Genomic DNA, 21,453 nt, shown 5'->3' with positions numbered 1-21,453 from the left:
CGCGACTACGCACCGCCAAGAACCGCCCGTCGGCGCGATGTCGGCGCCACGGTGCCGACGCAGGTCACCCACGGAGCGTTCGAAACGCGCCGGGCCGGCAATTCGCCCGAACGGGCGGCATGACGGGCGACCGTGCCCTGACCAACGGGAAACGTACCGGCCGGGGAAGCCCCTCAGACCCGCGCGCCCCACATGAACGGCATGTTGCCGACGGCCTCGTAGCGCACCACGGCACCCGGCTTCGGGGCGTGGATGATCTGGCCGTTGCCGGCGTAGATGCCCACGTGGTGCAGGTCGCTGTAGAAGAACACGAGGTCGCCGGGCTGCAGTGCGCTGGAGGAGGATATCCGGGTACCGACGTTGGCCTGGTCCTGCGAGATACGCGGCAGCGAGACGCCGGCCTGCGAGAAGGCCCAGCCGGTGAGGCCGGAGCAGTCGAAGGAGCTGGGGCCGGTGGCGCCGTAGACGTACGGGGCGCCCAGCTTGCTCTGCGCCGCGGCCAGGGCGGCGGCGCCGTGCGACGAGCCCGGGGGAAGGTCGCCGAGGTCGACGCGGTCCTCCGCCTCGCGGCTGGCGCGCTGCTCCTCCTCCAGGAGCGCGGCCTGCTCCTCCGCGGTCAGCTCGTTGAGCAGGGCGCGGGCCTCGCTCAGCTTGTCCTGGACCTTCTTCTTCTGGGAGCCCAGCTCCTTGCGGGTCTCCTCCAGGTCCTTGAGCTTCTCGCCCGCCTCCTGGCGCTGCTGCGCGAGGCTGCGCTGCTTGTCGGCGATGCGCTCCAGGGCCTCGGCCTGCTGGCCGGTGACCCGGTCCATCGTGGACGCCTTGTCCAGATAGGTGTCCGGGTCGGAGGAGAGGAAGAGCTGTACGGAGGGGTCGATGCTGCCGCTGCGGTACTGCGCGGTGGCCAGCGAACCGAGGCCGTCGCGGAGGTCGTTGAGCTCCTGCTGGCCGCGGGCGGCCTTGTCCTGCAGCTCCTCGACGTCCTCTTCGAGCTTGTCCTGCCGCTCCTTGGCGCCGTTGTACTTCTCCGTGGCGCGCTCGGCGTCCTCGTAGAGGTTGTCCACCTGCCGCTTGACGTCGTCCTTGTCGGGGGCGGCGTGCGCGCTCTGGGTGGAGAGGGCGACGGCTGCGGCGGCGGTCGCGGTGAAGACGGTGACCCTGGCCCGGTTCGGCTGCTTCGGTCGACGGTGGGACGCCACGAAGGCGAGCTCCTCTTCCTCCAGCCGCCCGACCGTGGCGTTGGGGTGCCCCGGTACCGGCGGGACCTTCGCCGTCGCCCCGGTTGAGCGATCGACAGCACGAAGGTTCGGGCCAGACACTAACGACGCACCGGTGATCCGTTCAAATCCCTCCGGCAAAAAAGTCCCCCCGAAGCGCGTTTCTTTACTTATCTCACACGGGCAGTAGTCACTGTTCGACAACGAGTTGGACTCGGAGCGGCGAACTGTCCGCACCCGGGAGAGACGGCGTTGTTGTCCGAACTCGCCCGCTTTTCCTCGGGTTTTCAGCTCCGCCCGAGCCGCTTGAGGAGCAGCGCGGAGGACACGGGCCGGGCCCCCGCGGCGGCGACGCCGTCGGCGACCTCGCGGTCGGCGGAGACCACCACGACGGGCCGGCCGGCGGGTTCGGCCCGGACGAGCCGGCGGATCAGCTCGTCGGCGGTCTCGCCCGGCTTGCTGAACAGCACCCGCACGCCGCGCGGCGGCGCGAGCAGCACCGGCGCGGCGAGTTCCGCGCCGTCGAAGACGCACGTCATCTCCGCGCCGGTCTGCGCGGCGAGGCCGGCGAGGCCGCCGAGGAGGCGCAGGCGCTGCTTCTCCAACGGGAGGGTGGGATAACCGGTCTTGGTGACGTTGTAGCCGTCGACGACCATGTGCGCCTGCGGCAGGGCGAGCAGTTGGTCGAGCAGCGCCGGGTCGGTGGCGGACAGCGCGCGGGCGGCCACGTCCTTCGGGGACATCGTGCCGGGCTCGACCGCGCGGACGGTGTCGGCGGGAGTCATCCGGGTGGGCGGCAGGGCGAGTTCGCGGCGGAGCCCTTGGGCGGCGTCGAGGACGGTGTCGAGGAGGAGCCGTACGCGCATGTCCGCCACGCTGCGCCCCTCGCGGGCCGCCCGGCGGCTGGCCTCCAGGCCGGACTCGGCCTCGCCGAGGCGGGCGCGCAGCCGGCGGGCCTCGCTCTCGGCCGCGGCCAGTTGCACCGCGGCCTCCTCGCGGTCGGTGGCGGTCTCCTGCTGCAGCTTGCGCACGGCGGCCTCGCCGCGCTTGACGTCGCTGAGCGCGCTGCGCAGCCGTCGGTTCAGGCCCTCGTTCTCGCGCCGCAGCGCCTCCAGTTCGTGCTTCGTACGCTCCGACTCGCCGCGGGCCGCGGCGCGGGCCTCGGCCAGCTCCGTACGCAGCCGGGCCAGCTCGCGGGCGGCCTCCTCGCCGGCCCGCTCGGCGCCGGCGCGCTGCTCCTCCTCGCCGGCGGCGGCGATGAGCTTGACCCAGCCCGGGGGGCGCAGCAGGTACGCGATCGCCGCGACGTCGACCGGCTCGGCGGCGGCCGGCGGGCTGCCGCCGCGCACCGCGTCGGCCAGCTCGGGCTGGAGGTCCGCGGCCCGCTCGGCGATCCGGTCGCGGAAGCCGGCGTCGCCCGCCAGCGCGGCGGCGATCGCGTTGCCGGCGAGCTTGGCGCGGCGGGACGGGGTGAAACGGGCGTACTGGCGCAGTTGCGAGGGCAACTCGGCGACGGTCAGCGCGCCGAAGCACTCGTCGGCCAGCGTGACGATCCGGCGGCGCACGCCCTCGGGCAGCGGGCCGTCGAGCACCTCGGCCGCGCCCTCCTCGGAGGAGACGCCCGGGCCTTCCCTCGGCTCCACCACCGGTCACCCTTCCGCCTCAGCGATCCCCGCGGCTTCGGCCGGGCCGTCCGGCGCCGGCGCCGGCCCACCGGCCGTCGTCGCAGGCCGTGCCCCCACCCTACGACCTGGAGCGAGGTCTTAGGCAGACAGATAGAGTGAGCGCCGCACGCGGGTCCGAGAGGGAGAGCGAACACATGATCACTGCGATCGTTCTGATCAACACCGACGTGGACCGCATTCCCGAGATCGCGGAGTCGATCGCCGCGATCGACGGGGTCAGCGAGGTGTACTCGGTCACGGGGGCACACGACCTGATCGCCATCGTCCGGGTCGCGCGCCACGACGATCTGGCCGACGTGATCCCGGGCAGGATCAGCAAGGTGCCGGGCGTGGCGGCCACGGAGACGCACATCTCCTTCCGTACGTACTCGCAGCACGACCTCGAAGCCGCGTTCGCGATCGGCCTGGAGGAGTAGCGCGGGGCCGCCCGGGGCCGTAGATGAAGAATCTCTCATCCGCCCTTCACGCCGTGCCGCGGCTGCCGGCCGCAGCCTCGTGGGCATGGCTTTCTCGCAGCGCATGGCCGCACTGACCGCGGTGGTGGCGATCCCGCTGGGCGTCGCCGTGACCAGCTACGCCCTCACCGACGACGCGGAGGACCCCGCTCCGCCCGCCCGGGTGGAGATGGAGGGCAGCCCCTCCTCCCCCGCGGACTCCACCTCGCCGTCGCCCGCCGGCTCGCCGAGCGACGAGGTGGTCTCGCCGCCGCCGGTACGCGACGGGCCCACCACCGATCCGTCGGGCGGCACCGGCGACGCCGGCGACGACGACGGCGGGGACGACGCCGGGGACGACAACGGCGGCAACGGCGGCAACGGCGACGACGACGAGTCCGACGACTGATCGATGATCTCCGCACGTGCCCGCATCCTGCTCTGGCTGCTGGTGGTGATGACCGCGGCCCTCGCCGCCGTCGCCGGCACCACGCGCTCGATCCTGCTGCGCGACCTGGAGCACCGGGTCGACCGGCTGCTGGCGCAGGAGACGCGGGAGTTCGCCAACCTCTACGAGCGGGGTGTCGACCCCGAGACCAGCCGCCCCTTCTCCGACCCGCAGCGGTTGCTGCGGGTCTTCCTGGAGCGGCAGTACGCCGACCCGGACGAGGAGCTGCTGGGCCTCGTGCGCCAGCCCCGCGGAGGGCCGACGCAGCTCGTCCAGTCGCGGGACCTGACGATGTCCCGGCCGCTGCAGGCCGACGAGGCGGGCCGCCGGGAGATCTTCGAGTCCGGGGACCGTACGGGCAGTCTCGGCCGGGCCGCGGGCGAGGTGCGCTGGGCCAAGATCGGCATCGGCGCGAAGGACGAGCCGGACGCGGCGGCGTTCGTCGTCGCCATCCACACCGAGCGCGAACGCGAGCAGGTGGGCGACGTGTTCGTCATCATGCTGGCGATCTCGGCGGTGGCGCTGGTGCTGATCGGCGCCACCGGCTGGGCGGTGGCGGGCCGCATCCTCGCACCCGTACGGCTGGTCGGCGAGACCGCCGCGCAGTTGACGGAGCAGGACCTGACCCGGCGGATCCCGGTGCGCGGGCGCGCCGACCGGGACGAGACGGCGGCGCTGGCGGCGACGTTCAACGCGATGCTGGACCGGCTGGAGCGGGCGTTCGCCGCGCAGCGGGAGTTCGTCGACGACGCCGGGCACGAGCTGCGGACGCCGATCACCATCGTCCGCGGGCATCTGGAGCTGATGGGCGAGGACCCGGCCGAGCGCGAGGAGACGCTGCGGCTGGTCACCGACGAGCTGGACCGGATGACCCGGATCGTGGAGGACCTGCTGCTGCTCGCCAAGGCCGAGCGGCCGGACTTCGTCGACCCGGAGCCGGTGCAGTTGGCGGAGCTGACCGCGGACGTGTTCGTCAAGGCCAGGACGCTGGGCGAGCGGGACTGGGAGCTGAGCGAGGTCGCCGAGGGCGAGGTGCGCCTCGACCCGCAGCGCGTCACGCAGGCCATAGTGCAGCTCGCCCAGAACGCGGTCCAGCACACCGCGCCCGGCGGGCGCATCCGCATCGGCTCGCGCACCGCGGACGGGCACGTCGAGCTGTACGTGGCCGACGGCGGCCCCGGCATCCCGCCGCAGGACGCCGACCTCATCTTCGAACGCTTCCGCCGCGGCACCGCGCGCCGCGGCTCCCGCGGCGGCGGCGCGGGCCTGGGCCTGGCCATCGTCAAGGCCATCGCCGAGGGCCACCGCGGGCGTGTCGCACTCAGCCCCACCGAAGGCGGCGGGGCCACCTTCACCCTGATCCTGCAGGAGGGCCTGTGACGAACCGGATTCTCATCGCCGAGGACGAGGAACGCATCGCCTCCTTCGTGGAGAAGGGGCTGCGTGCCAACGGCTTCACCACCACCGTCGCCGCGGACGGCGACACCGCGTACGCGTTCGCCCTCACCGGAGGCTTCGACCTGGTCGTCCTCGACATCGGGCTGCCGGGCCTGGACGGCTTCACCGTGCTGCGCCGACTGCGCGAGGCGCGCTCGTCGGTGCCGGTGATCGTGCTCACCGCGCGGGCGTCGGTCACCGACACCGTCGCGGGCCTCGAAGGCGGCGCCGACGACTACATGACCAAGCCGTTCCGCTTCGAGGAACTGCTCGCCCGGGTGCGGCTGCGGCTGCGTACCGCCGCCCGGGCACCGGAGGTGACCGTGCTGCGCAACGGCGACCTCTCGCTCGACCTGCGGACGCGCCGGGCGCAGGCCGGCGGGCGCATGGTGGACCTGACCGCCCGGGAGTTCGTCCTCCTCGAACTCTTCCTGCGCCACGCCGGGCAGGTGCTCTCGCGCGAGCAGATCCTCTCCCATGTGTGGGGCTACGACTTCGACCCGGGCTCCAACATCGTGGACGTCTACGTGCGGGCGCTGCGCAAGAAGGTGGGCGCCGAGCGGGTGGAGACCGTACGCGGCATGGGCTACCGGCTGCCGGCCCGCCGGCCGGATGAACCCCAGATGCCCTAGTGCCACTCTTTCAGGTGACCTCAGGGTAAAAGGTGAAATCTCCTTAATCTTCGGCTCATCACAGGCTCACCGCCGCGGCCGAGGCTCTTTCCTGTGAGCCTCTCCCTGCGCCAGGCCGCGACGTTGTGCGTGGCCCTCAGCATCTGCGCCCTGCTGGCCGCCCCGGGCAACGCCCCGGGGCTGACCGCCGACGGGCGCCTGACCCTCGCGGTGTTCGCCCTGGCGACCTGCGCCTGGATCGGCACGCCGATCGACGACACGTTCATCGCGCTGGGCGCGGGCCTCGCGCTCGTCGTCACCGGGGTGCTGGACAGCGAGACGCTGTTCGGCACCCTGGGCGACGCGACGGTGTGGCTGCTGATCTGCGCGTTCGTGCTCGCCGCCGCGGTCGCGGGCACGGGCCTGGCGGGCCGGGCGGCGGCGTTCCTGGTCACCGGGGCGCGCTCCGTACGGCAGTTGGTGCATCTGACGACGGCGGCGCTCGTCGTCACCGCCTTCGCCGTGCCGGCCACCTCCGGCCGGGCGGCGCTGGCACTGCCGGTGTTCCTCGCCCTGGCCAGGGCGCTGGGCGAGCGGCGGCGGCTGGTGGTGATGCTGGCGCTGCTGTTCCCCACGGTCATCCTGCTCTCCGCGGTGGCGACCCTCATCGGCGCCGGGGCCCACCTGATCACGGTGTCGGTGCTGTGGGAGGCGACCGGCGAGCAGATCGGCTTCACGAAGTGGCTGCTGCTCGGGCTGCCGCTGGCGATCGCCACCGCCCATCTCGCCGCCGAGGTGGTGCTGCTGACGACGACGAAGCGCGCGGACCGCAAGGGCCCGGTGCACCTGACCGCCGAGCAGATCCAGGAACACGCCGAGCAGCCGGTCACCGGCCCGCTGTCGCAGGCCGAGCAGCGCTGCACGCTGCTGCTCGGCACGGTGGTGCTGCTGTGGTGCAGCGAGCCGCTGCACCGGGTGCCGCCGGCGGTCGTGGCGCTGATCGGCGCGGTGGTCGCGGCGTCACCGGCGATAGGGACCGTACGGCTGAAGGACGCGCTGCACACGGTGCCGTGGTCGCTGCTGCTGTTCATGGCGGCGACGATGGCGATGGGCATCGCGCTGTCGGAGTCGAAGGCCGCCGCGTGGCTGGTCTCCGGGCTCCCGGGCGGCTCCCGCACGCCGGCGTGGGCGTTCCTCGCCGGGGTGGTCGCCGTGAGCACCGCCGCGCATCTCGTGCTGCAGTCGCGCTCCGCGCGCTCCAGCGTGCTGGTCCCGCTGGTCATCGCGGCGGCGCTGGCCGCCGGGGTCAACCCGGTGGCCGCCGCGCTGGCGTCCACCGCGGCGGCCGGCTTCTGCCAGACGCTGCCCGCGTCCGCCAAGCCCGTCGCGCTCTTCTCCGGCGTGCCGGGCGTGCCCACGTACACGCCGCGGGACCTGCTGCGTACGGCGGCGGTGCTGGCCCCGCTGACGGCCGGACTGGTGCTGCTGTTCGCCCTCGTCGTCTGGCCGCTGCTCGGCGTGCCGGTCACGGCCCGCTGACCCCGGCCACCGGCCGCCCCACCGCTTGGCAACTGCCGCTCCGCGAAACCCTCCGACCCTCAGGAGACCGCTCATGCTCAACCGTGTCGTCGTCGCTCCCAGCGGCTTCAAGGAGTCCCTGTCCGCCGAGGCCGCCGCCGAGGCCATCGCCGAAGGCGTCGGCCGGGTGCTGCCCGACGCCGCCGTCGACCTGATCCCGCTCGTGGACGGCGGCGAGGGCACGGCGCAGGCGCTGGCCGCCGCCACCGGGGGGCGGCTCGTCCCGTACACCGCCACCGGGCCGCTCGGCGACCGGCTGGAGACCCACTTCGGGCTCCTCGGCGACGGCGTCACGGCGGTGGTGGAGATGGCGGCCGTCGCGGGCCTCGCCCTCGTGCCCCGGCCCCGGCGCAACCCGGGCGGCACCACGACGTACGGGGTCGGCCAGTTGATCCGCGCCGCCCTCGACCACGGCGTACGCCGCATCATCGTCGGCTGCGGCGACTCCGGCACCTCCGACGGCGGCGCCGGCGCTCTGACGGCGCTGGGCGCCCGGCTGTCCGACGCCGAAGGCCGCACCGTCGCCCCCGGCGGCGCCGCCCTCACCCGCCTCGCGCGCATCGACGCCGCCGGGCTCGACCCGCGGCTCGCCGAGACGGAGCTGCTGGTGGCCTGCAACCCGTACAACGTGCTGTGCGGCCCCCGCGGCGTCGCCCGCGTCTTCGGCCCGCAGAAGGGCGCGTCCGCGCGGCAGGTCGAGGAGCTGGCCGCCGCCCTCGACCGCTGGGCCGACGTCCTCACCCGCGACCTCCCGGCCCCCGGCACGGACCTGCGCCTCGGCGCCGGCACCGGCGCCTCCGGCGGCCTCGGCGCGGGTCTGGCGGCGGTCGGCGCCCGCCTGCTGCCCCGCTTCGAAGTGCTCCTCGGCCATCTCGACCTCGACGCCCGGCTGGCCGCCGCCGACCTCGTCATCACCGCCGAGGGCGCCCTCGACCACCAGACGCCGCGCGGCAAGGTGCCCGCGGAGGTGGCGCGCCGCGCCAAGCTCCACGGCCGGCCGGTGCTGGCGCTCGCCGGCACGATCGGCGAGGGCGCGCACGAGATCCACGGCACGGGCGTCGACGCCTACGGCACGATCATCCCGGGCCCGATGGCGCTGCCCGAAGCGCTGCTGCGCGCCCGGGAGTTCCTCGCGGACGCGGCCGAACGGGCGCTGCGCATGGTGCTGCTGGGCAGCACGCTGGCGGCGCGGCCGGCGACCGGGAGCCGCAACGCGCGGTAAGCCGCGGGCTCCGGGCCGGGCAGGACGCGGCGCGCACGGCGCTGCCCGGAGCACGGCCCGGCCCGGGTAGCGACGTGCACGCCGCCCACCGGGCAGCCGGCCATCCGGGCAACCGGGCAACCGGGCAACCTACGGGCGGTGACGGGACCCGCCACGCCTGCGGCGGGCCGGCTCGAGCAGGCCGGTGACGACGGGCGCGTACCGTACCCGGCACGCACCCGGTCCGGCGCGCCGCCGCAGGCCCCCGCGCCCGCCACCGCGTTCAGGCCGCCGCTGGTTCCCCGCCGGAGGCGGGCACGCAGCGGCCGTCCACCGTGTGGTACGTCCACCGCGCCCCGTCGCGCACCAGCGACCCCACCGCCGCCAGGAACCGGTCCACGTGCTCGTCCGGCGTCCCCGCCCCGAAGCTCACCCGCACCGCGTTCAGCGGGCGCTCCCCGTCCCCCGCCCCCGTCCCGCACCCGGCCGGCTCGCCGAGCAGCGCCCGCACCAGCGGGTGCGCGCAGAACAGCCCGTCCCGCACCCCGATCCCGTGCTCCGCCGACAGCGCCGCCGCCAGATGCGCGCTGCGCCAGCCGTCGACCACGAACGAGATCACCCCCACCCGCTCCGCGTCCGCGCCGAACAGCGACAGCACCCGCACCCCCGGCAGCGCCGCGAGCCCGTCGAGCACCCGCGCCACCAGCGCCCGCTCCCGCGCCACCAGCGTGTCGAACCCGGCCTCCGTCAGCGCCTTGCACGCCGACGCGATCGCGTACGCGCCGATGACGTTCGGCGACCCCGCCTCGTGCCGCGCCGCCGTCGTCTGCCACTCGACGTCCACTCCCCCGCCCGCGGCGCGCACGACCCGCCGGCTGGCGCCCCCGCCCGCGAGGTACGGCGGCGCCGCCTCAAGCCAGTCCGCCCGGCCGGCGAGCACCCCGGCGCCGAAAGGCGCGTACAGCTTGTGCCCGGAGAAGGCCACCCAGTCCACGCCCAGGTCCGCCACGTCCACCGGGTGATGCGGCGCCAACTGCGCCGCGTCCAGCACCAGCCGCGCTCCGTGCCGGTGCGCCGCCGCGGTCAGCTCCCGTACGGGCCACAGCTCACCGGTGACGTTCGAGGCGCCGGTGACGCACACCAGCGCGGGGCCGTCGCCGACCCGCGCGGCCAGCGCGGAGTCCAGCGCCGCCACGGCCTGCCCGGGGCTGCCGGGCGCGGCGAGCACGGTGACCCGGCCGGCCGCGGACCCGGGCTGCTGCCAGGGCAGCAGGGCGGCATGGTGCTCGGTCTCGAAGACGTAGACCTCGGTCCCCGGCGGCACCGCGGCGGCCAGCAGGTTGAGCGAGTCGGTGGTGGAGCGGGTGAAGACGACCTGGTCGTCGGGGCGGCAGCCGAGGAACCCGGCCACCGTCGCCCGGCTGGACTCGAAGAGCTCGGTGGACAGTTGCGAGAGGTAGCCGGCGCCGCGGTGCACGCTGCCGTAGTACGGCGCGTAGGCGGCGACGTCGTCCCAGACGCGCTGCAGCGCCGGGGCGCTGGCGGCGTAGTCCAGGGCGGCGTACTGGGTGTCGCCGCCGGTGACCAGCGGGGCGCGGACGTCGCGGCCGAGGACGGGCAGACAGGCGGAGGCGAGCGTGGACGCGGACATGCGGAACTCCCGTGAGCAGGCGTGAAGATGCGGGGTGACGGGCCCGTACGGCCCGGAAGAGGACGCGCGCGACGCCCGGCGGAAACCCGGAGAACCCGGGAGGATCCGGGAGGACCCCGAAGGACCCCGGCGGAGATCCGGTGGGAAAACGCGCGCAGCGGCGGCGGGGCGGCAGGCCCCTAGCGCATTCGCTTGCTCACGGCGGTACTCCCTCGGCCGGCCAGGACCCCTGGATTCGCGAGGGGTCCGCGCTTGCCGCAGACCTCGCTGCCTGCGGCCCGGTCATCACCCGGGGCACCCCGCCACGGACGGAGGGTTGCCGGACAGCGGGCCGGGGCCTTGATCGCTGTCGCTCGTGACCTGGTCAGGAGTATGCGCACCGGGGAGCCGCGGCGCAACCCGGTTGCCCGGACTGTCCGCAACTCTCCGGAAATCGACGGCGAAAAGCCCCGCGGCCCCGCCCGCCTCAGGCGTTGCTGGCCGCCACCCAGCGCTCCAGCGCCGCCAGCGCCGCCCCCGAGTCGATCGACTCCGCGGCCCGTACGATGCCCGCCGCGATCCGCTCCGGCAGCGTGCCGTCCGCCTCCGGCGCCAGGGCCGTGAGCGCCGCCGCCGCGTTCAGCAGCACCGCGTCGCGCACCGGGCCGGTCTCGCCGGCCAGCAGCCGGCGGGCGACATCGGCGTTGTACGAGGCGTCCGCGCCCCGCAGCGCCGCCACCGGCACCAGGTCGATGCCCACGTCCCGCGGGTCGAAGCTCTCCTGCCGCACCGCGCCGTCGTGCACGGTCCACACCTGGGAGGTGGCGGTCGTGGTCAGCTCGTCCAGCCCGTCGTCGCCGCGGAAGACGAGCGCCGAGGTGCCGCGCTCGGCCAGCACACCGGCCATGATCGGCGCCATCCGGGCGTCCGCAACACCGGTGGCCTGCGCCCCGACCCGGGCCGGGTTGGTGAGCGGGCCGAGGAAGTTGAACGGGGTGGCCACGCCCAGCTCCTTGCGGGTCTGCGCGACGTGCCGCAGCGCGGGGTGGAACTTCACCGCGAAGCAGAACGTGATGCCGGCCTCCTCGGCGACCTCGGCGACCCGCGCGGGGGTGAGGTCGAGGTTGACCCCCAGCTTCTCCAGCACGTCGGAGGCGCCGGAGGCGGAGGACGCGGCCCGGCTGCCGTGCTTGACGACCTTCGCCCCGGTCCCGGCGACGACGATCGCGGACATGGTGGAGATGTTGACGGTACGGGCCCGGTCTCCGCCGGTGCCCACGACGTCCACGGTCGGGCCGGGGACGTCGATGGTGTGGGCGTGCTCGTACATCGTGCGCACCAGCCCGGAGAGCTCCGCGACCGTCTCGCCCTTGGCGCGCAGCGCGACCGCGAACCCGGCGATCTGCACGTTGCTGGCCTCGCCCGACATGATCTGGTCCATGGCCCAGGCGGTGTCCTCCGCGGTCAGATCCCGCCCGGCGATCAGCGCGCTGATGACGTCCGGCCAGGAACGCGCCGCCGAGCTGTCGCCTCCTGCTGCCGTCTGCACGCTCATGGCACACCGTCCCGTGGGTCGTCTCAGCTGTCGGGCGTCAGCCTATCGACCGCAGAGTACGCCGAAGGGCCCCCGTCCAACTGCTGGACGGGGGCCCCGGGCGGTGATCTCCCGGCGGCGGGCAGGTCCTAGTGGGACCCGTGGCCGCTGGTGATCTCCTCGTACTCGCGGCGGGTCGGCTTCGCGATCTGGCCGCGCTCGCCGTAGTAGCCCTGCGACAGCTTGACCCGCAGCTTCTCCATCGGCTTCTGCTTGCGCACCACGCCGTTGTCGTCGACCGTCGGACCGAGCTCCAGCGGGGTGTACTGCTCGTGCGCGGTGAGCTTGTGCAGCTCCTCCTGCGACAGCGGCTCGTGCACCTCGATGAACTCGCCGTGCGGCATCCGCTTGATGACGCCCGTCTCCCGGCCGTGCAGGACCTTCTCGCGGTCCCGCCGCTGCAGCCCGAGGCAGAAGCGCCGGGTGATCCAGAAGGCGAGCACCGGGGCGACGAAGAACGAGATCCGCACGAACCAGGTGATCGATTCGATCGAGAGGTGGAAGTGCGTGGCCCACAGGTCGTTGCCGCCGGCCACCAGCAGTATAAAGACCCAGGTCAGCCAGGCCACACCGAAGGCGGTGCGGGTCGGCACGTTGCGCGGCCGGTCCAGGATGTGGTGCTCGCGGCCGTCGCCGGTGAGCCACGACTCGAAGAACGGGTAGACGACCAGCACCGTCGGGATGACACCCACGATCAGCAGCGGGATGAACACCCCGAAGTTGACCGTGTATCCGCCCGGGATGTTCCACTCCCACCCTGGCATGAACCGGATCAGGCCCTCGGTCCAGCCCATGTAGAAGTCCGGCTGGGCTCCGGTGGAGACGATGTCTGGTCGGTACGGCCCGATGTTCCAGACCGGGTTGATGGTGAACAACCCCGAGATCACCGTGATCACGCCGAAGACGAGGAAGAAGAACCCGCCCGCCTTGGCCACGTAGACCGGTACGAACGGCGCGCCCACGACGTTGTTGTTGGTCTTGCCGGGACCCGCGAACTGGGTGTGCTTGTGGTACCAGATCAGGATCAGGTGGAGGACGAAGAGCCCCAGCATGATCCCTGGCACCAGGAGCACATGCACCGCGAAGAATCTCGGAATGATGTCCGTCCCGGGGAACTCACCGCCCCACAGGAAGAACGCCAGGTACGTGCCGACCAGCGGGACGGCCAGTGTCGCGCCCTCCATGAAGCGGACGCCGGTGCCGGAGAGCAGGTCGTCGGGGAGCGAGTAGCCGGTGAAGCCGGCGACGCAGCCGAGGACCAGCAGCGTGAAGCCGAAGACCCAGTTGACCTCGCGCGGCTTGCGGAACGCGCCGGTGAAGAAGACGCGCATCATGTGCGTCGCCATGGCGGCGATGAAGACCAGCGCGGACCAGTGGTGGATCTGCCGGACCAGCAGACCGCCGCGGACGTCGAAGCTGATGTCCAGCGTGGAGGCGTATGCCTCGGTCATCATCACGCCGTTCATCGGCGCGTACGAGCCGTGGTACGTCACCTCCGCCATGCTCGGCTTGAAGAACAGCGTCAGGTACACGCCGGTCAGCAGCACGATCAGGAAGGCGTACATGGCGATCTCGCCGAGCAGGAACGACCAGTGGTCCGGGAAGACCTTGCGGATGTGCCCGGCTCGGCCGGTCGCGTGCAGGCCGAACCGTGCGTCCGTCCAGTCGGCGAATCTCTCGCCTCTGCCGGGCGGGGTCCGGCGTACGTCTGTGGTGGTGGTGCTCATCCGCGCTCCCAGAAGCTCGGGCCGACGGGCTCGTCGAAGTCGCCGAGCGCGTACAGATAGCCCTCGTCATTGACCGTGATCCTAAGCTGCGGCAGGGGGTGCCCCGCCGGGCCGAAGAGCACGCGCGCGCCGTCGGACAGGTCGAACGTCGACTGGTGACACGGGCAGAGCACGTGGTGCGTCTGCTGTTCGTACAGGCTGACGGGGCAGCCGACATGCGTGCAGATCTTGGAGTAGGCCAGGATGCCGTCGTGACCCCAGTCCGCGGACTTCGGGTCCTTGATGTCACCCGGGTGGATCCGGACGAGCATCAGGGCGGCCTTGGCGATCTCGTTGTTGAAGTCGTGGTCGCCTTCCTTCAGCCCCTCGGGCTTGGCGAAGGAGAGCGAGCCGACGGTGATGTCCTCCGGGCGCAGCGGCTCGTCGGTGTTCATGTTGATGAGCAGCTTGCCCTTGGACCACAGGGTCTCGCGGAGCTTGGTGCCTGGCAGCGGGCCGAGGTCACGCAGCAGCACGACGCCGGTGAGCGGCACCAGGGTGAGCGCGCCGAGCATGGTACGCCGGATGATCTTGCGGCTGCCGATCGCCGATTCCTCGGTGCCCTGCCGCCACTCGGCCTTGGTGATGGCCTTGGTTTCCTCGGTGGCCTCGATCGCGTGCCGTTCCTGGACGACCTCCACGTCCGACATGAGCGTGCGCGACCAGTGGATGGCGCCGGCGCCGATGCAGAACAGGGCGAGGCCCAGGGTGACGCCGAGGGCGAAGTTCAGCCCGCTGATGTGGCCGAGCGGGAAGATGTAGACGATCTCGTCGACGTCGATGGCGACGAACGCCGCGATAAAGCCGATTGTCGCCAGCATCGACACCGTGAACAGCATCGCGACGGTGCGCTCGGAGCGATTGGCGGCCCGCTCGTCGATGTCCTGCTTGCGCGGCTCGTGCGGCGGCAGGCCGGGGTTGGCGAACGGGTCGCGCTCCTCGACCGCGACGCCCGCGCCGTCCTCGCCCTCCCGGACGGTCGGCAGATGCTCGCCGTTGTTCTCGTTCTCAGATCCAGCCTGGCTACTCATGACTTCTTGGCCTTTGCACTCCGGGCGGTGATCCAGATCGTCAGCACGATGAGGGCGCCGAGCCCGAAGACCCAGGCGAACAGGCCCTCGCTCACGGGGCCGAGGCCACCGAGGCTGAAGCCGCCGGGCGACGCAGCGTCCTCGCCGCCGACCTCGTCGAGGTAGGCGATGATGTCCTGCTTGTCAGCGGCCGTCAGCACCCCGTCGGGGAAGGCCGGCATGTTCTGCGGGCCGGTCACCATCGCTTCGTACATGTGCTTCGGATCGACGCCGTCGATGTTCGGCGCGTACTTGCCGTCCGTCAGGGCACCGCCCTTGCCGGTGAAGTTGTGGCACTGCGCGCAGTTGGTACGGAACAGGTCACCGCCGCGGGCGACGTCGCCGCCCGCCGGGTCATACTGGCTCTCCTCGGGGATCGCCGGGCCCGGGCCCAGGTCGGCGATGTACGCGGCGAGCTGGTCGATCTCCTTCTGGGTGTAGACGGCCGGCTTCTTCGGCGCCTGGGCGCCCTGCTGCTGCAGGGGCATCCGGCCGGTGGAGACCTGGAAGTCCACCGCCGCCGCGCCGACGCCCACGAGGCTGGGGCCGTCGCTGGAGCCCTGGCCGCCGGTGCCGTGGCAGCTCGCGCAGCCGACCCGGTAGAGCTTCTGCCCCTCCTCGATGGCGAGGGACTGGCTGGTCTCTTCGGCCTGGGCCGTTTCCGTGGGCGCGAATGTGGCGTACAGCCCCCCGGTGGCCGCCAGCGCAATGAGTAGGACGACGAGCGCCGCCAGCGGATGGCGCCGTCGTGCGGAGAGCTTTTTCACGGATTACCCCGGTATCAGGATCTTCAGCGTCGGTGTGCTTCTCGGTGCCGGCTCCCCGGCCGGTTACTTGATCAAGTAGATGGTGGCGAAGAGGCCGATCCAGACCACGTCGACGAAGTGCCAGTAGTAGGACACCACGATCGCGGCGGTCGCCTGCTGGTGCGTGAACCGTCTGGCCGCGTAGGTGCGTCCCAGGATCAGCAGGAAGGCGATCAGCCCCCCCGTCACGTGCAGCCCGTGGAAGCCGGTGGTCAGGTAGAACGCCGAGCCGTACGCGCCGGAGGAGAGCGAGATGCCCTCGTGCTCCACCAGTTCCACGTACTCGGTCACCTGCCCGCCGATGAAGACGGCACCCATCACGAAGGTCACCGCGAACCACATGCGCAGCTTCTTCACGTCACCGCGCTCGGCGGCGAACACGCCGAGCTGGCAGGTGAGCGAGGAGAGCACCAGGATCGTGGTGTTGCCGAGGGCGAACGGGAGGTTCAGGGCCTCGGCCTGTTCCTTCCAGTAGTCCGCACCCATCACCGACCGCAGGGTGAAGTACATCGCGAAGAGGGCCGCGAAGAACATCAGCTCGGAACTCAGCCAGATGATGGTTCCGACGCTGGTGAGGTTCGGCCGGTTGACCGACGGGTGCGCGTGCCCGGTCTCTACTGCTGCTGTTGCTGTCGCCACGCCCGTCATTATGTCGGTCCCTTATCTCCGCCTCACTCCGGGGGGTGCTGTTCGGAGTGTCAAGGCTCTGCAGGGGCCCTGGGCAGCACCGCCGCACCCCGCGCGGAGTAGCATCCGCCGTGAGAGCGGCGGATGCGAACCTCCGGAGGAACCATGGAGTCGACGGCCCCAGCAGCGGTCAACGTGCTGGTCTACAGCGACGACGCGAACACGCGCGAGCAGGTCAGGCTCGCCGTCGGCCGCCGGCCCGCGGCAGACCTGCCGCCGGTGGCGTACGTCGAGTGCGCCACGCTCCCCGCGGTGTTGGCGGAGCTGGACCGGGGCGGCATCGACGCCTGCGTGCTCGACGGCGAGGCGGTGCCCGCCGGCGGTATGGGGGTGTGCCGGCAGATCAAGGACGAGATCTTCCAGTGCCCGCCCGTCCTGCTGCTCATCGGCCGCCCGCAGGACGCCTGGCTGGCGACGTGGAGCCGGGCGGAGGCCACCGTGGCGCACCCCATCGACCCGGCGGCGCTCGCCGAAGGAGTGGCCGGCGTGCTGCGGACTCGGCTGGCGGTCGGCGCCTGAGAGCCGGCGCTCCCCGGCCTGCGGGCCGGGGCCGGTCTGCCGGCCCGCGGGGGCCTGTCAGACCGCGGGCCGGAGGCGGTTGGCGTCTGCCGGGCCGCCCCCGTCGCGTACGCCGGGCGTCAGGGCGCTGCCCTCCTGCCACTTGGTCCAGGAGAGGTTCCAGTCCCCGAAGCCGTTGCCGAACGGGGCCATGTCCTCGCCGTAGCTGTTGACGACCTCCACGATGTCCCCCGGCCGTACGGTCTTGAAGAACCAGGCGGCGTCCTCGGTGCTCATCCCCGTGCAGCCGTGGCTGACGTTGGCGGCGCCCTGCGAGCCGACCGACCAGGGGGCCGCGTGCACGTACTCGCCGCTCCAGGTGACCCGGGTCGCGTAGGACACCTGGAGGTCGTAGTCCTCGCCGGTGCCGCCGACGCCGATGCTGGCGCCGGTCATCCGGACGAGCGACTGCTTCTCCAGCACCACCTTCTTGCCGTTGCGGGTCTCGAAGCCCGCCTTGCCGGTGGTGACGGGGATGGTGTTGATCTGCTCACCGTTGCGGTAGACGGTCATCTCGTGCGCGGCGGCGTCGGTGACCGCCTCGATACGGTCGCCGATCTTCAGATCGAGGGGCTTCGCGGCGCTCGCGTAGACGCCCTCGCGTACCTTCACGCCTTCCAGCCTGCTCTCCAGCCGGACCCGGGCGCCCGCGGGCCAGTACTCCCTGGGGCGGTAGTGCAGTTCCTTGTCGCCGACCCAGTACCAGGCGCCCTCGGCCACCGGGAACGAGGTGACCTTCAGCCCGCCCTCGACGACGGCCCGTTCCGCCTGGGTCTTCACCGCCCGGCCGAGCTTCACCGTCAGCGGCTGGCCGACGCCGTACGTGCCCTTGCCGGGGCCCAGCTCGACCTTCATCGGCTTCTTCGCCCGCGCCTGCGACGTGCGGTACGTCAGCAGCTTGCGGCCGGGCGCGCCGTCGTCGTTCTCGGTGCTCACGTCGACGCTGTAACGGGACCGCGCGGCCAGCGGCACGGTGCTGCGCCAGGTGTGGCCGTCGGCGGACAGCCGGCCGCGTACGTAGCGGCCGCTCTGGTCCACGGCCGTCACGTCCGTGATGCGCGCCTGTCCCTGGGCGGTGACCTCCAGGTCGTCCGCGGGGTCGGCAAGGCCGGTGTCGTCGGCCAGGCCGGCGAGTGTGATCGAGCCTGCGGGCTCCCCGGGCTCGCGGGCCAGCGGGTGGCCGTCGGCGCCGCAGGCGGCGAGGCCCGGGGCGAGGGAGACCAACAGCAGGGAACAGCTGACTGCAGTGCGGCGATGGGGCGTTTGGCTCATGATCACACGCTAGGCAGGTGCTCCGTGCGGCGCACGGCGTGTGGTCCGAACGAGGGGGCCGCGGCACCCTTTCGGCGTGCCGCGGCCCCCTCGGTGAGGCTGTGCTGTAGTGCGCGCTACTGGTTCTGGTCCACCCCGCGGTAGTACTCGAAGACCCAGCCGTAGAGGCCGACCAGGATCACGGGGATGGAGAAGTACAGCAGCCACCAGTTGAGGACGATGCCGATGAAGGCGAGCGCGCCGCCCAGGGCCAGCGACAGCGGCTGCCAGCTGTGCGGGCTGAAGAAGCCCAGCTCACCGGCATCGTCGGCGACCTCCGCCTCCTTGTTGTCCTGCGCCCCGGTGTCGACCCGGCGGGCCGTGAAGACCAGGTAGTACCCGATCATCGCGGTCAGGCCGAAGGCCAGGGCGAGCGCGGTGGTGCCGACCGCCTCCTTCGACCAGTAGCCGTAGACGATGGTCGTGACCAGCAGGAAGGCGGCGAGCCATGCGAACATGTGGCCCTGGATCTTCACTTGGCTTCCCCTTCGCTGGCGCCGCCCCCGACGAGCGTCTTGGCAGCGGCGCCGTGGCCGACCTCGGCCGCCGCGATCTCGGGATGGTGCAGGTCGAAGGCCGGCGATTCGGACCGGATGCGAGGCAGCGACGTGAAGTTGTGCCGCGGCGGCGGGCAGGACGTGGCCCACTCCAGCGAGCGGCCGTAGCCCCACGGGTCGTCGACCTCGATCTTCTTGCCGTACTTGGCGGTCTTCCACACGTTGTAGATGAACGGCAGCATCGACAGGCCGAGCAGGAACGAGCTTATCGTCGAGAACGTGTTCAGGGCGGTGAAGCCGTCGGCCTCAAGGTAGTCCGCGTACCGCCGGGGCATGCCTTCGACACCCAGCCAGTGCTGTACGAGGAACGTGCCGTGGAAGCCGATGAACAGCGTCCAGAAGGTGATCTTCCCGAGCGTCTCGTCCAGCATCTTGCCGGTGAACTTGGGCCACCAGAAGTGGAAGCCGGCGAACATCGCGAAGACGACGGTGCCGAAGACCACGTAGTGGAAGTGGGCCACCACGAAGTACGAGTCGGAGACGTGGAAGTCCAGCGGCGGCGAGGCCAGGATGACGCCCGTCAGACCGCCGAAGGTGAACGTCACCAGGAAGCCGATGGCCCAGAGCATCGGTGTTTCGAAACTCAGTGACCCCTTCCACATGGTGCCGATCCAGTTGAAGAACTTCACTCCTGTCGGCACCGCGATCAGCATGGTCATGAAGGCGAAGAACGGCAGGAGCACGCCTCCTGTCACGTACATGTGGTGCGCCCACACGGTCACGGACAGGCCGGCGATGGAGACCGTGGCGGCCACCAGACCGATGTAGCCGAACATCGGCTTGCGGCTGAAGACCGGGACGACCTCGGAGATGATGCCGAAGAACGGCAGCGCGATGATGTACACCTCTGGATGGCCGAAGAACCAGAAGAGGTGCTGCCAGAGCAGCGCACCGCCGTTCGCCGGATCGAAGATGTGCGCCCCGAATTTGCGGTCCGCCTCCAGGGCGAACAGCGCGGCGGCCAGCACCGGGAAGGCGAGCAGCACCAGCACACCGGTGAGCAGCACGTTCCAGGTGAAGATCGGCATCCGGAACATCGTCATGCCCGGCGCCCGCATGCAGATGATGGTCGTGATGAAGTTGACCGAGCCGAGGATGGTGCCGAAGCCGGAGAACGCCAGACCCATGATCCACAGGTCGGCGCCGACGCCCGGCGAGCGCACGGTGTCGGAGAGCGGCGTGTACGCGAACCAGCCGAAGTCGGCCGCGCCCTGCGGGGTGATGAAGCCGGCGACGGCGATCAGGGACCCGAAGAGGTACAGCCAGTACGCGAACATGTTCAGCCGCGGGAACGCCACGTCCGGCGCGCCGATCTGCAGCGGCATGATCCAGTTCGCGAAGCCCGCGAACAGCGGCGTCGCGAACATCAGCAGCATGATCGTGCCGTGCATCGTGAACGCCTGGTTGAACTGCTCGTTGCTCATCACCTGCGAGCCCGGCCGGGCCAGCTCGGCGCGCATGAACAGCGCCAGGACGCCGCCGAAGATGAAGAAGAAGAACGACGTGATCAGGTAGAGGGTCCCGATCGTCTTGTGGTCGGTGGTCGTCATCCACTTGACCACGACGTTGCCGGGCTCCCGGCGGCGTACGGGCAGCTCGTCCTCGTAGGCGTCGTCCTCAGCGCCTGCGGTCGCCGCACCCTGGGGTTCGTTGAGGATGCTCATTGGGTCTTGGTCTCCGCATTCCTAGCGGCGTCGGTCTGAGCGATGCCCGCCGGGATCGACCCGGTCTGGCCCTTGGCTGCCAGCTCCTTCAGATGCTGCTGGTACTCCTCGGGGGAGACCACCTTCACGTTGAAGAGCATCCGGGAGTGGTCCGTGCCGCACAGCTCGGCGCACTTGCCCATGAAGGTGCCCTCCTTGTTGGGGGTCACCTCGAAGACGTTCGTACGGCCGGGGATGACGTCCTGCTTCATGAGGAACGGCACCACCCAGAAGGAGTGGTTGACGTCCCGGGAGGTCAGGATGAACTGGACCGTCTCGCCCTTGGGGAGGACCAGCGTGGGGCCCGGGTTGCCGGTGTCCTCGTCCACGCTGGCGGGCACGCCGTAGTCGTAGACGCCCTCGGCGCCCTTCGGCACGGCCTCGTAGGCCCGGTCGGCGATGGCGGCGAGCTCCTTGGGCCGCTTCGCCGGCGTGGCGGTGTCGCCGTCGACGTTCTCCAGGTAGTTGAAGCCCCAGCTCCACTGGTAGCCGACCACGTTGACCACGTGGTCGGGGTGGTCCGACGTCTCCATCAGCTTGCTCTCGTCGCGCGCGGTGAAGTAGAAGAACACCGAAACGACGATCAGCGGGACGACCGTGTACAGCGCCTCGATGGGCAGGTTGTACCGGATCTGCGCCGGGACCTCGACCTTGGTCCTGGAGCGGCGGTGGAAGATGACGCTCCACAGGATCAGGCCCCAGACAAGGACCCCGACGGCCAGTGCAGCCGCCCAGGAGCCCTGCCACAGGGAGAGGATCCGCGGCGCCTCCTCGGTGGCCGGCGAGGGCATGCCCAGGCGGGGGAAGTCCTTGTAGGTGCAGCCTGAGAGGGTGACCAGGACCAGGCCCGCGGCCAGCGCCTGCGGCAGCCTTCGCCGCATCGTGCGCCGCGGCGAGCGGGTACCTCCCGCGGCTGCCGTGCGGCCGCGGGGGAGGTCGGAGCCGTTGTGACTCACGTAGCGCCTTCCCGAGAGTCTCGCCCACGGTCCCTTCGGGCGCGCGGGCAGCAGGTTTGGATGTTTACGCGGACCAAACCCTACTGGACGCCATTTGGGGTCGCTCGGGGAGGGTGCCCTGGCGCGCCGGGGGCACTTCGATGGGGTGGCGGCGGCCGTCAACTCGGTCCCGCCGGTCCCCCGTCGGGGTCCGTCGGGGTCCCGGCA

Annotated in this window: 19 protein-coding genes and 1 riboswitch; of the genes, 7 read left to right on the top strand and 12 right to left on the bottom strand. The window is 71.8% G+C overall.

Annotated features, from left to right (window positions below; genetic code table 11):
* Positions 1-173: 173 nt before the first annotated feature.
* A complete protein-coding gene (locus B124_RS06620) occupies positions 174-1,196 on the bottom strand; it encodes a C40 family peptidase (protein WP_496501722.1) in 1,023 nt (340 codons plus the stop codon).
* Positions 1,197-1,501: 305 nt separating this feature from the next.
* A complete protein-coding gene (locus B124_RS06615) occupies positions 1,502-2,860 on the bottom strand; it encodes an NYN domain-containing protein (protein ID WP_496501721.1) in 1,359 nt (452 codons plus the stop codon).
* 173 nt (positions 2,861-3,033) lie between these two features.
* Here B124_RS06615 and B124_RS06610 point away from each other — a divergent pair, with 173 nt between their 5' ends.
* The 6 genes from B124_RS06610 to B124_RS06585 all read left to right on the top strand — a co-directional run bounded on the left by B124_RS06610 (position 3,034) and on the right by B124_RS06585 (position 8,629).
* Positions 3,034-3,315 (top strand): Lrp/AsnC family transcriptional regulator, encoded by a 282-nt coding sequence (locus B124_RS06610; RefSeq protein WP_018837650.1) that lies wholly within the window; start codon positions 3,034-3,036, stop codon positions 3,313-3,315.
* Between the two features lie 85 nt (positions 3,316-3,400).
* On the top strand, positions 3,401-3,742 hold the full coding sequence (locus B124_RS06605; protein ID WP_496501720.1) for a hypothetical protein: 342 nt from the start codon (positions 3,401-3,403) through the stop codon (positions 3,740-3,742).
* A 3-nt stretch (positions 3,743-3,745) separates the two neighbouring features.
* Positions 3,746-5,161 carry a sensor histidine kinase gene (locus tag B124_RS06600; protein ID WP_496501719.1) on the top strand — a complete coding sequence of 472 codons (1,416 nt, stop codon included), beginning with the start codon at positions 3,746-3,748 and terminating at the stop codon, positions 5,159-5,161.
* Positions 5,158-5,850: a response regulator transcription factor gene (locus B124_RS06595; protein WP_496501718.1), complete on the top strand. Its 693-nt coding sequence runs from the start codon at positions 5,158-5,160 to the stop codon at positions 5,848-5,850. Before B124_RS06600 ends, B124_RS06595 begins: the two co-directional genes overlap by 4 nt.
* A gap of 93 nt (positions 5,851-5,943) precedes the next feature.
* Positions 5,944-7,368: an SLC13 family permease gene (locus tag B124_RS06590; RefSeq protein WP_496501717.1), complete on the top strand. Its 1,425-nt coding sequence runs from the start codon at positions 5,944-5,946 to the stop codon at positions 7,366-7,368.
* 73 nt (positions 7,369-7,441) lie between these two features.
* Positions 7,442-8,629, top strand: coding sequence for a glycerate kinase family protein (locus B124_RS06585; RefSeq protein WP_496501716.1), 1,188 nt, complete (start codon positions 7,442-7,444; stop codon positions 8,627-8,629).
* A gap of 262 nt (positions 8,630-8,891) precedes the next feature.
* Here the strand turns inward: B124_RS06585 and B124_RS06580 are convergent, their stop codons facing one another.
* The 6 genes from B124_RS06580 to ctaE all read right to left on the bottom strand — a co-directional run bounded on the left by B124_RS06580 (position 8,892) and on the right by ctaE (position 16,122).
* The gene (locus tag B124_RS06580; RefSeq protein WP_496501715.1) at positions 8,892-10,259 is read right to left on the bottom strand and encodes an aminotransferase class V-fold PLP-dependent enzyme; all 1,368 of its coding nucleotides are present in this window, start codon (positions 10,257-10,259) and stop codon (positions 8,892-8,894) included.
* A gap of 243 nt (positions 10,260-10,502) precedes the next feature.
* Positions 10,503-10,620, bottom strand: a riboswitch (SAM riboswitch).
* Between the two features lie 105 nt (positions 10,621-10,725).
* The gene (gene trpD, locus B124_RS06575; RefSeq protein ID WP_496501714.1) at positions 10,726-11,793 is read right to left on the bottom strand and encodes an anthranilate phosphoribosyltransferase; all 1,068 of its coding nucleotides are present in this window, start codon (positions 11,791-11,793) and stop codon (positions 10,726-10,728) included.
* 128 nt (positions 11,794-11,921) lie between these two features.
* On the bottom strand, positions 11,922-13,559 hold the full coding sequence (gene qcrB / locus B124_RS06570; protein WP_496501713.1) for a cytochrome bc1 complex cytochrome b subunit: 1,638 nt from the start codon (positions 13,557-13,559) through the stop codon (positions 11,922-11,924).
* Positions 13,556-14,629 (bottom strand): cytochrome bc1 complex Rieske iron-sulfur subunit, encoded by a 1,074-nt coding sequence (qcrA, locus tag B124_RS06565; RefSeq protein WP_496501712.1) that lies wholly within the window; start codon positions 14,627-14,629, stop codon positions 13,556-13,558. Before qcrA ends, qcrB begins: the two co-directional genes overlap by 4 nt.
* The gene (gene qcrC, locus B124_RS06560) at positions 14,626-15,435 is read right to left on the bottom strand and encodes a cytochrome bc1 complex diheme cytochrome c subunit (RefSeq protein WP_496501711.1); all 810 of its coding nucleotides are present in this window, start codon (positions 15,433-15,435) and stop codon (positions 14,626-14,628) included. The genes qcrA and qcrC overlap by 4 nt, the downstream gene beginning before the upstream one ends.
* Positions 15,436-15,498: 63 nt before the next feature.
* A complete protein-coding gene (gene ctaE / locus B124_RS06555) occupies positions 15,499-16,122 on the bottom strand; it encodes an aa3-type cytochrome oxidase subunit III (protein WP_496501710.1) in 624 nt (207 codons plus the stop codon).
* A gap of 144 nt (positions 16,123-16,266) precedes the next feature.
* On the opposite strand from ctaE, the gene B124_RS06550 reads away from it, so the two are divergent.
* Positions 16,267-16,680 (top strand): hypothetical protein, encoded by a 414-nt coding sequence (locus tag B124_RS06550; protein WP_496501709.1) that lies wholly within the window; start codon positions 16,267-16,269, stop codon positions 16,678-16,680.
* Between the two features lie 57 nt (positions 16,681-16,737).
* Here the strand turns inward: B124_RS06550 and B124_RS06545 are convergent, their stop codons facing one another.
* From B124_RS06545 to ctaC, 4 genes are all read right to left on the bottom strand, one after another.
* The gene (locus B124_RS06545) at positions 16,738-17,991 is read right to left on the bottom strand and encodes a L,D-transpeptidase (RefSeq protein WP_496501708.1); all 1,254 of its coding nucleotides are present in this window, start codon (positions 17,989-17,991) and stop codon (positions 16,738-16,740) included.
* Between the two features lie 116 nt (positions 17,992-18,107).
* The gene (locus B124_RS06540; protein WP_496501707.1) at positions 18,108-18,506 is read right to left on the bottom strand and encodes a cytochrome c oxidase subunit 4; all 399 of its coding nucleotides are present in this window, start codon (positions 18,504-18,506) and stop codon (positions 18,108-18,110) included.
* Positions 18,503-20,251: an aa3-type cytochrome oxidase subunit I gene (gene ctaD, locus B124_RS06535; RefSeq protein WP_496501706.1), complete on the bottom strand. Its 1,749-nt coding sequence runs from the start codon at positions 20,249-20,251 to the stop codon at positions 18,503-18,505. Before ctaD ends, B124_RS06540 begins: the two co-directional genes overlap by 4 nt.
* A complete protein-coding gene (gene ctaC / locus B124_RS06530) occupies positions 20,248-21,246 on the bottom strand; it encodes an aa3-type cytochrome oxidase subunit II (protein ID WP_496501705.1) in 999 nt (332 codons plus the stop codon). The genes ctaD and ctaC overlap by 4 nt, the downstream gene beginning before the upstream one ends.
* Positions 21,247-21,453 lie beyond the last annotated feature (207 nt).

Source organism: Streptomyces sp. CNP082, from assembly GCF_059570535.1.
This window is presented reverse-complemented; position numbering and strand designations above follow the sequence as displayed.

Bases quoted from the DNA above. Each gene is read 5' to 3' on its own strand.
- B124_RS06610 (WP_018837650.1), top strand. From the start codon at position 3,034: ATGATCACTGCGATCGTTCTGATCAACACCGACGTGGACCGCATTCCC.
- B124_RS06605 (WP_496501720.1), top strand. From the start codon at position 3,401: ATGGCTTTCTCGCAGCGCATGGCCGCACTGACCGCGGTGGTGGCGATC.
- B124_RS06600 (WP_496501719.1), top strand. From the start codon at position 3,746: ATGATCTCCGCACGTGCCCGCATCCTGCTCTGGCTGCTGGTGGTGATG.
- B124_RS06585 (WP_496501716.1), top strand. From the start codon at position 7,442: ATGCTCAACCGTGTCGTCGTCGCTCCCAGCGGCTTCAAGGAGTCCCTG.
- B124_RS06580 (WP_496501715.1), bottom strand. From the start codon at position 10,259: ATGTCCGCGTCCACGCTCGCCTCCGCCTGTCTGCCCGTCCTCGGCCGC.
- trpD (WP_496501714.1), bottom strand. From the start codon at position 11,793: ATGAGCGTGCAGACGGCAGCAGGAGGCGACAGCTCGGCGGCGCGTTCC.
- qcrB (WP_496501713.1), bottom strand. From the start codon at position 13,559: ATGAGCACCACCACCACAGACGTACGCCGGACCCCGCCCGGCAGAGGC.
- qcrA (WP_496501712.1), bottom strand. From the start codon at position 14,629: ATGAGTAGCCAGGCTGGATCTGAGAACGAGAACAACGGCGAGCATCTG.
- ctaE (WP_496501710.1), bottom strand. From the start codon at position 16,122: ATGACGGGCGTGGCGACAGCAACAGCAGCAGTAGAGACCGGGCACGCG.
- B124_RS06550 (WP_496501709.1), top strand. From the start codon at position 16,267: ATGGAGTCGACGGCCCCAGCAGCGGTCAACGTGCTGGTCTACAGCGAC.
- B124_RS06545 (WP_496501708.1), bottom strand. From the start codon at position 17,991: ATGAGCCAAACGCCCCATCGCCGCACTGCAGTCAGCTGTTCCCTGCTG.
- ctaD (WP_496501706.1), bottom strand. From the start codon at position 20,251: ATGAGCATCCTCAACGAACCCCAGGGTGCGGCGACCGCAGGCGCTGAG.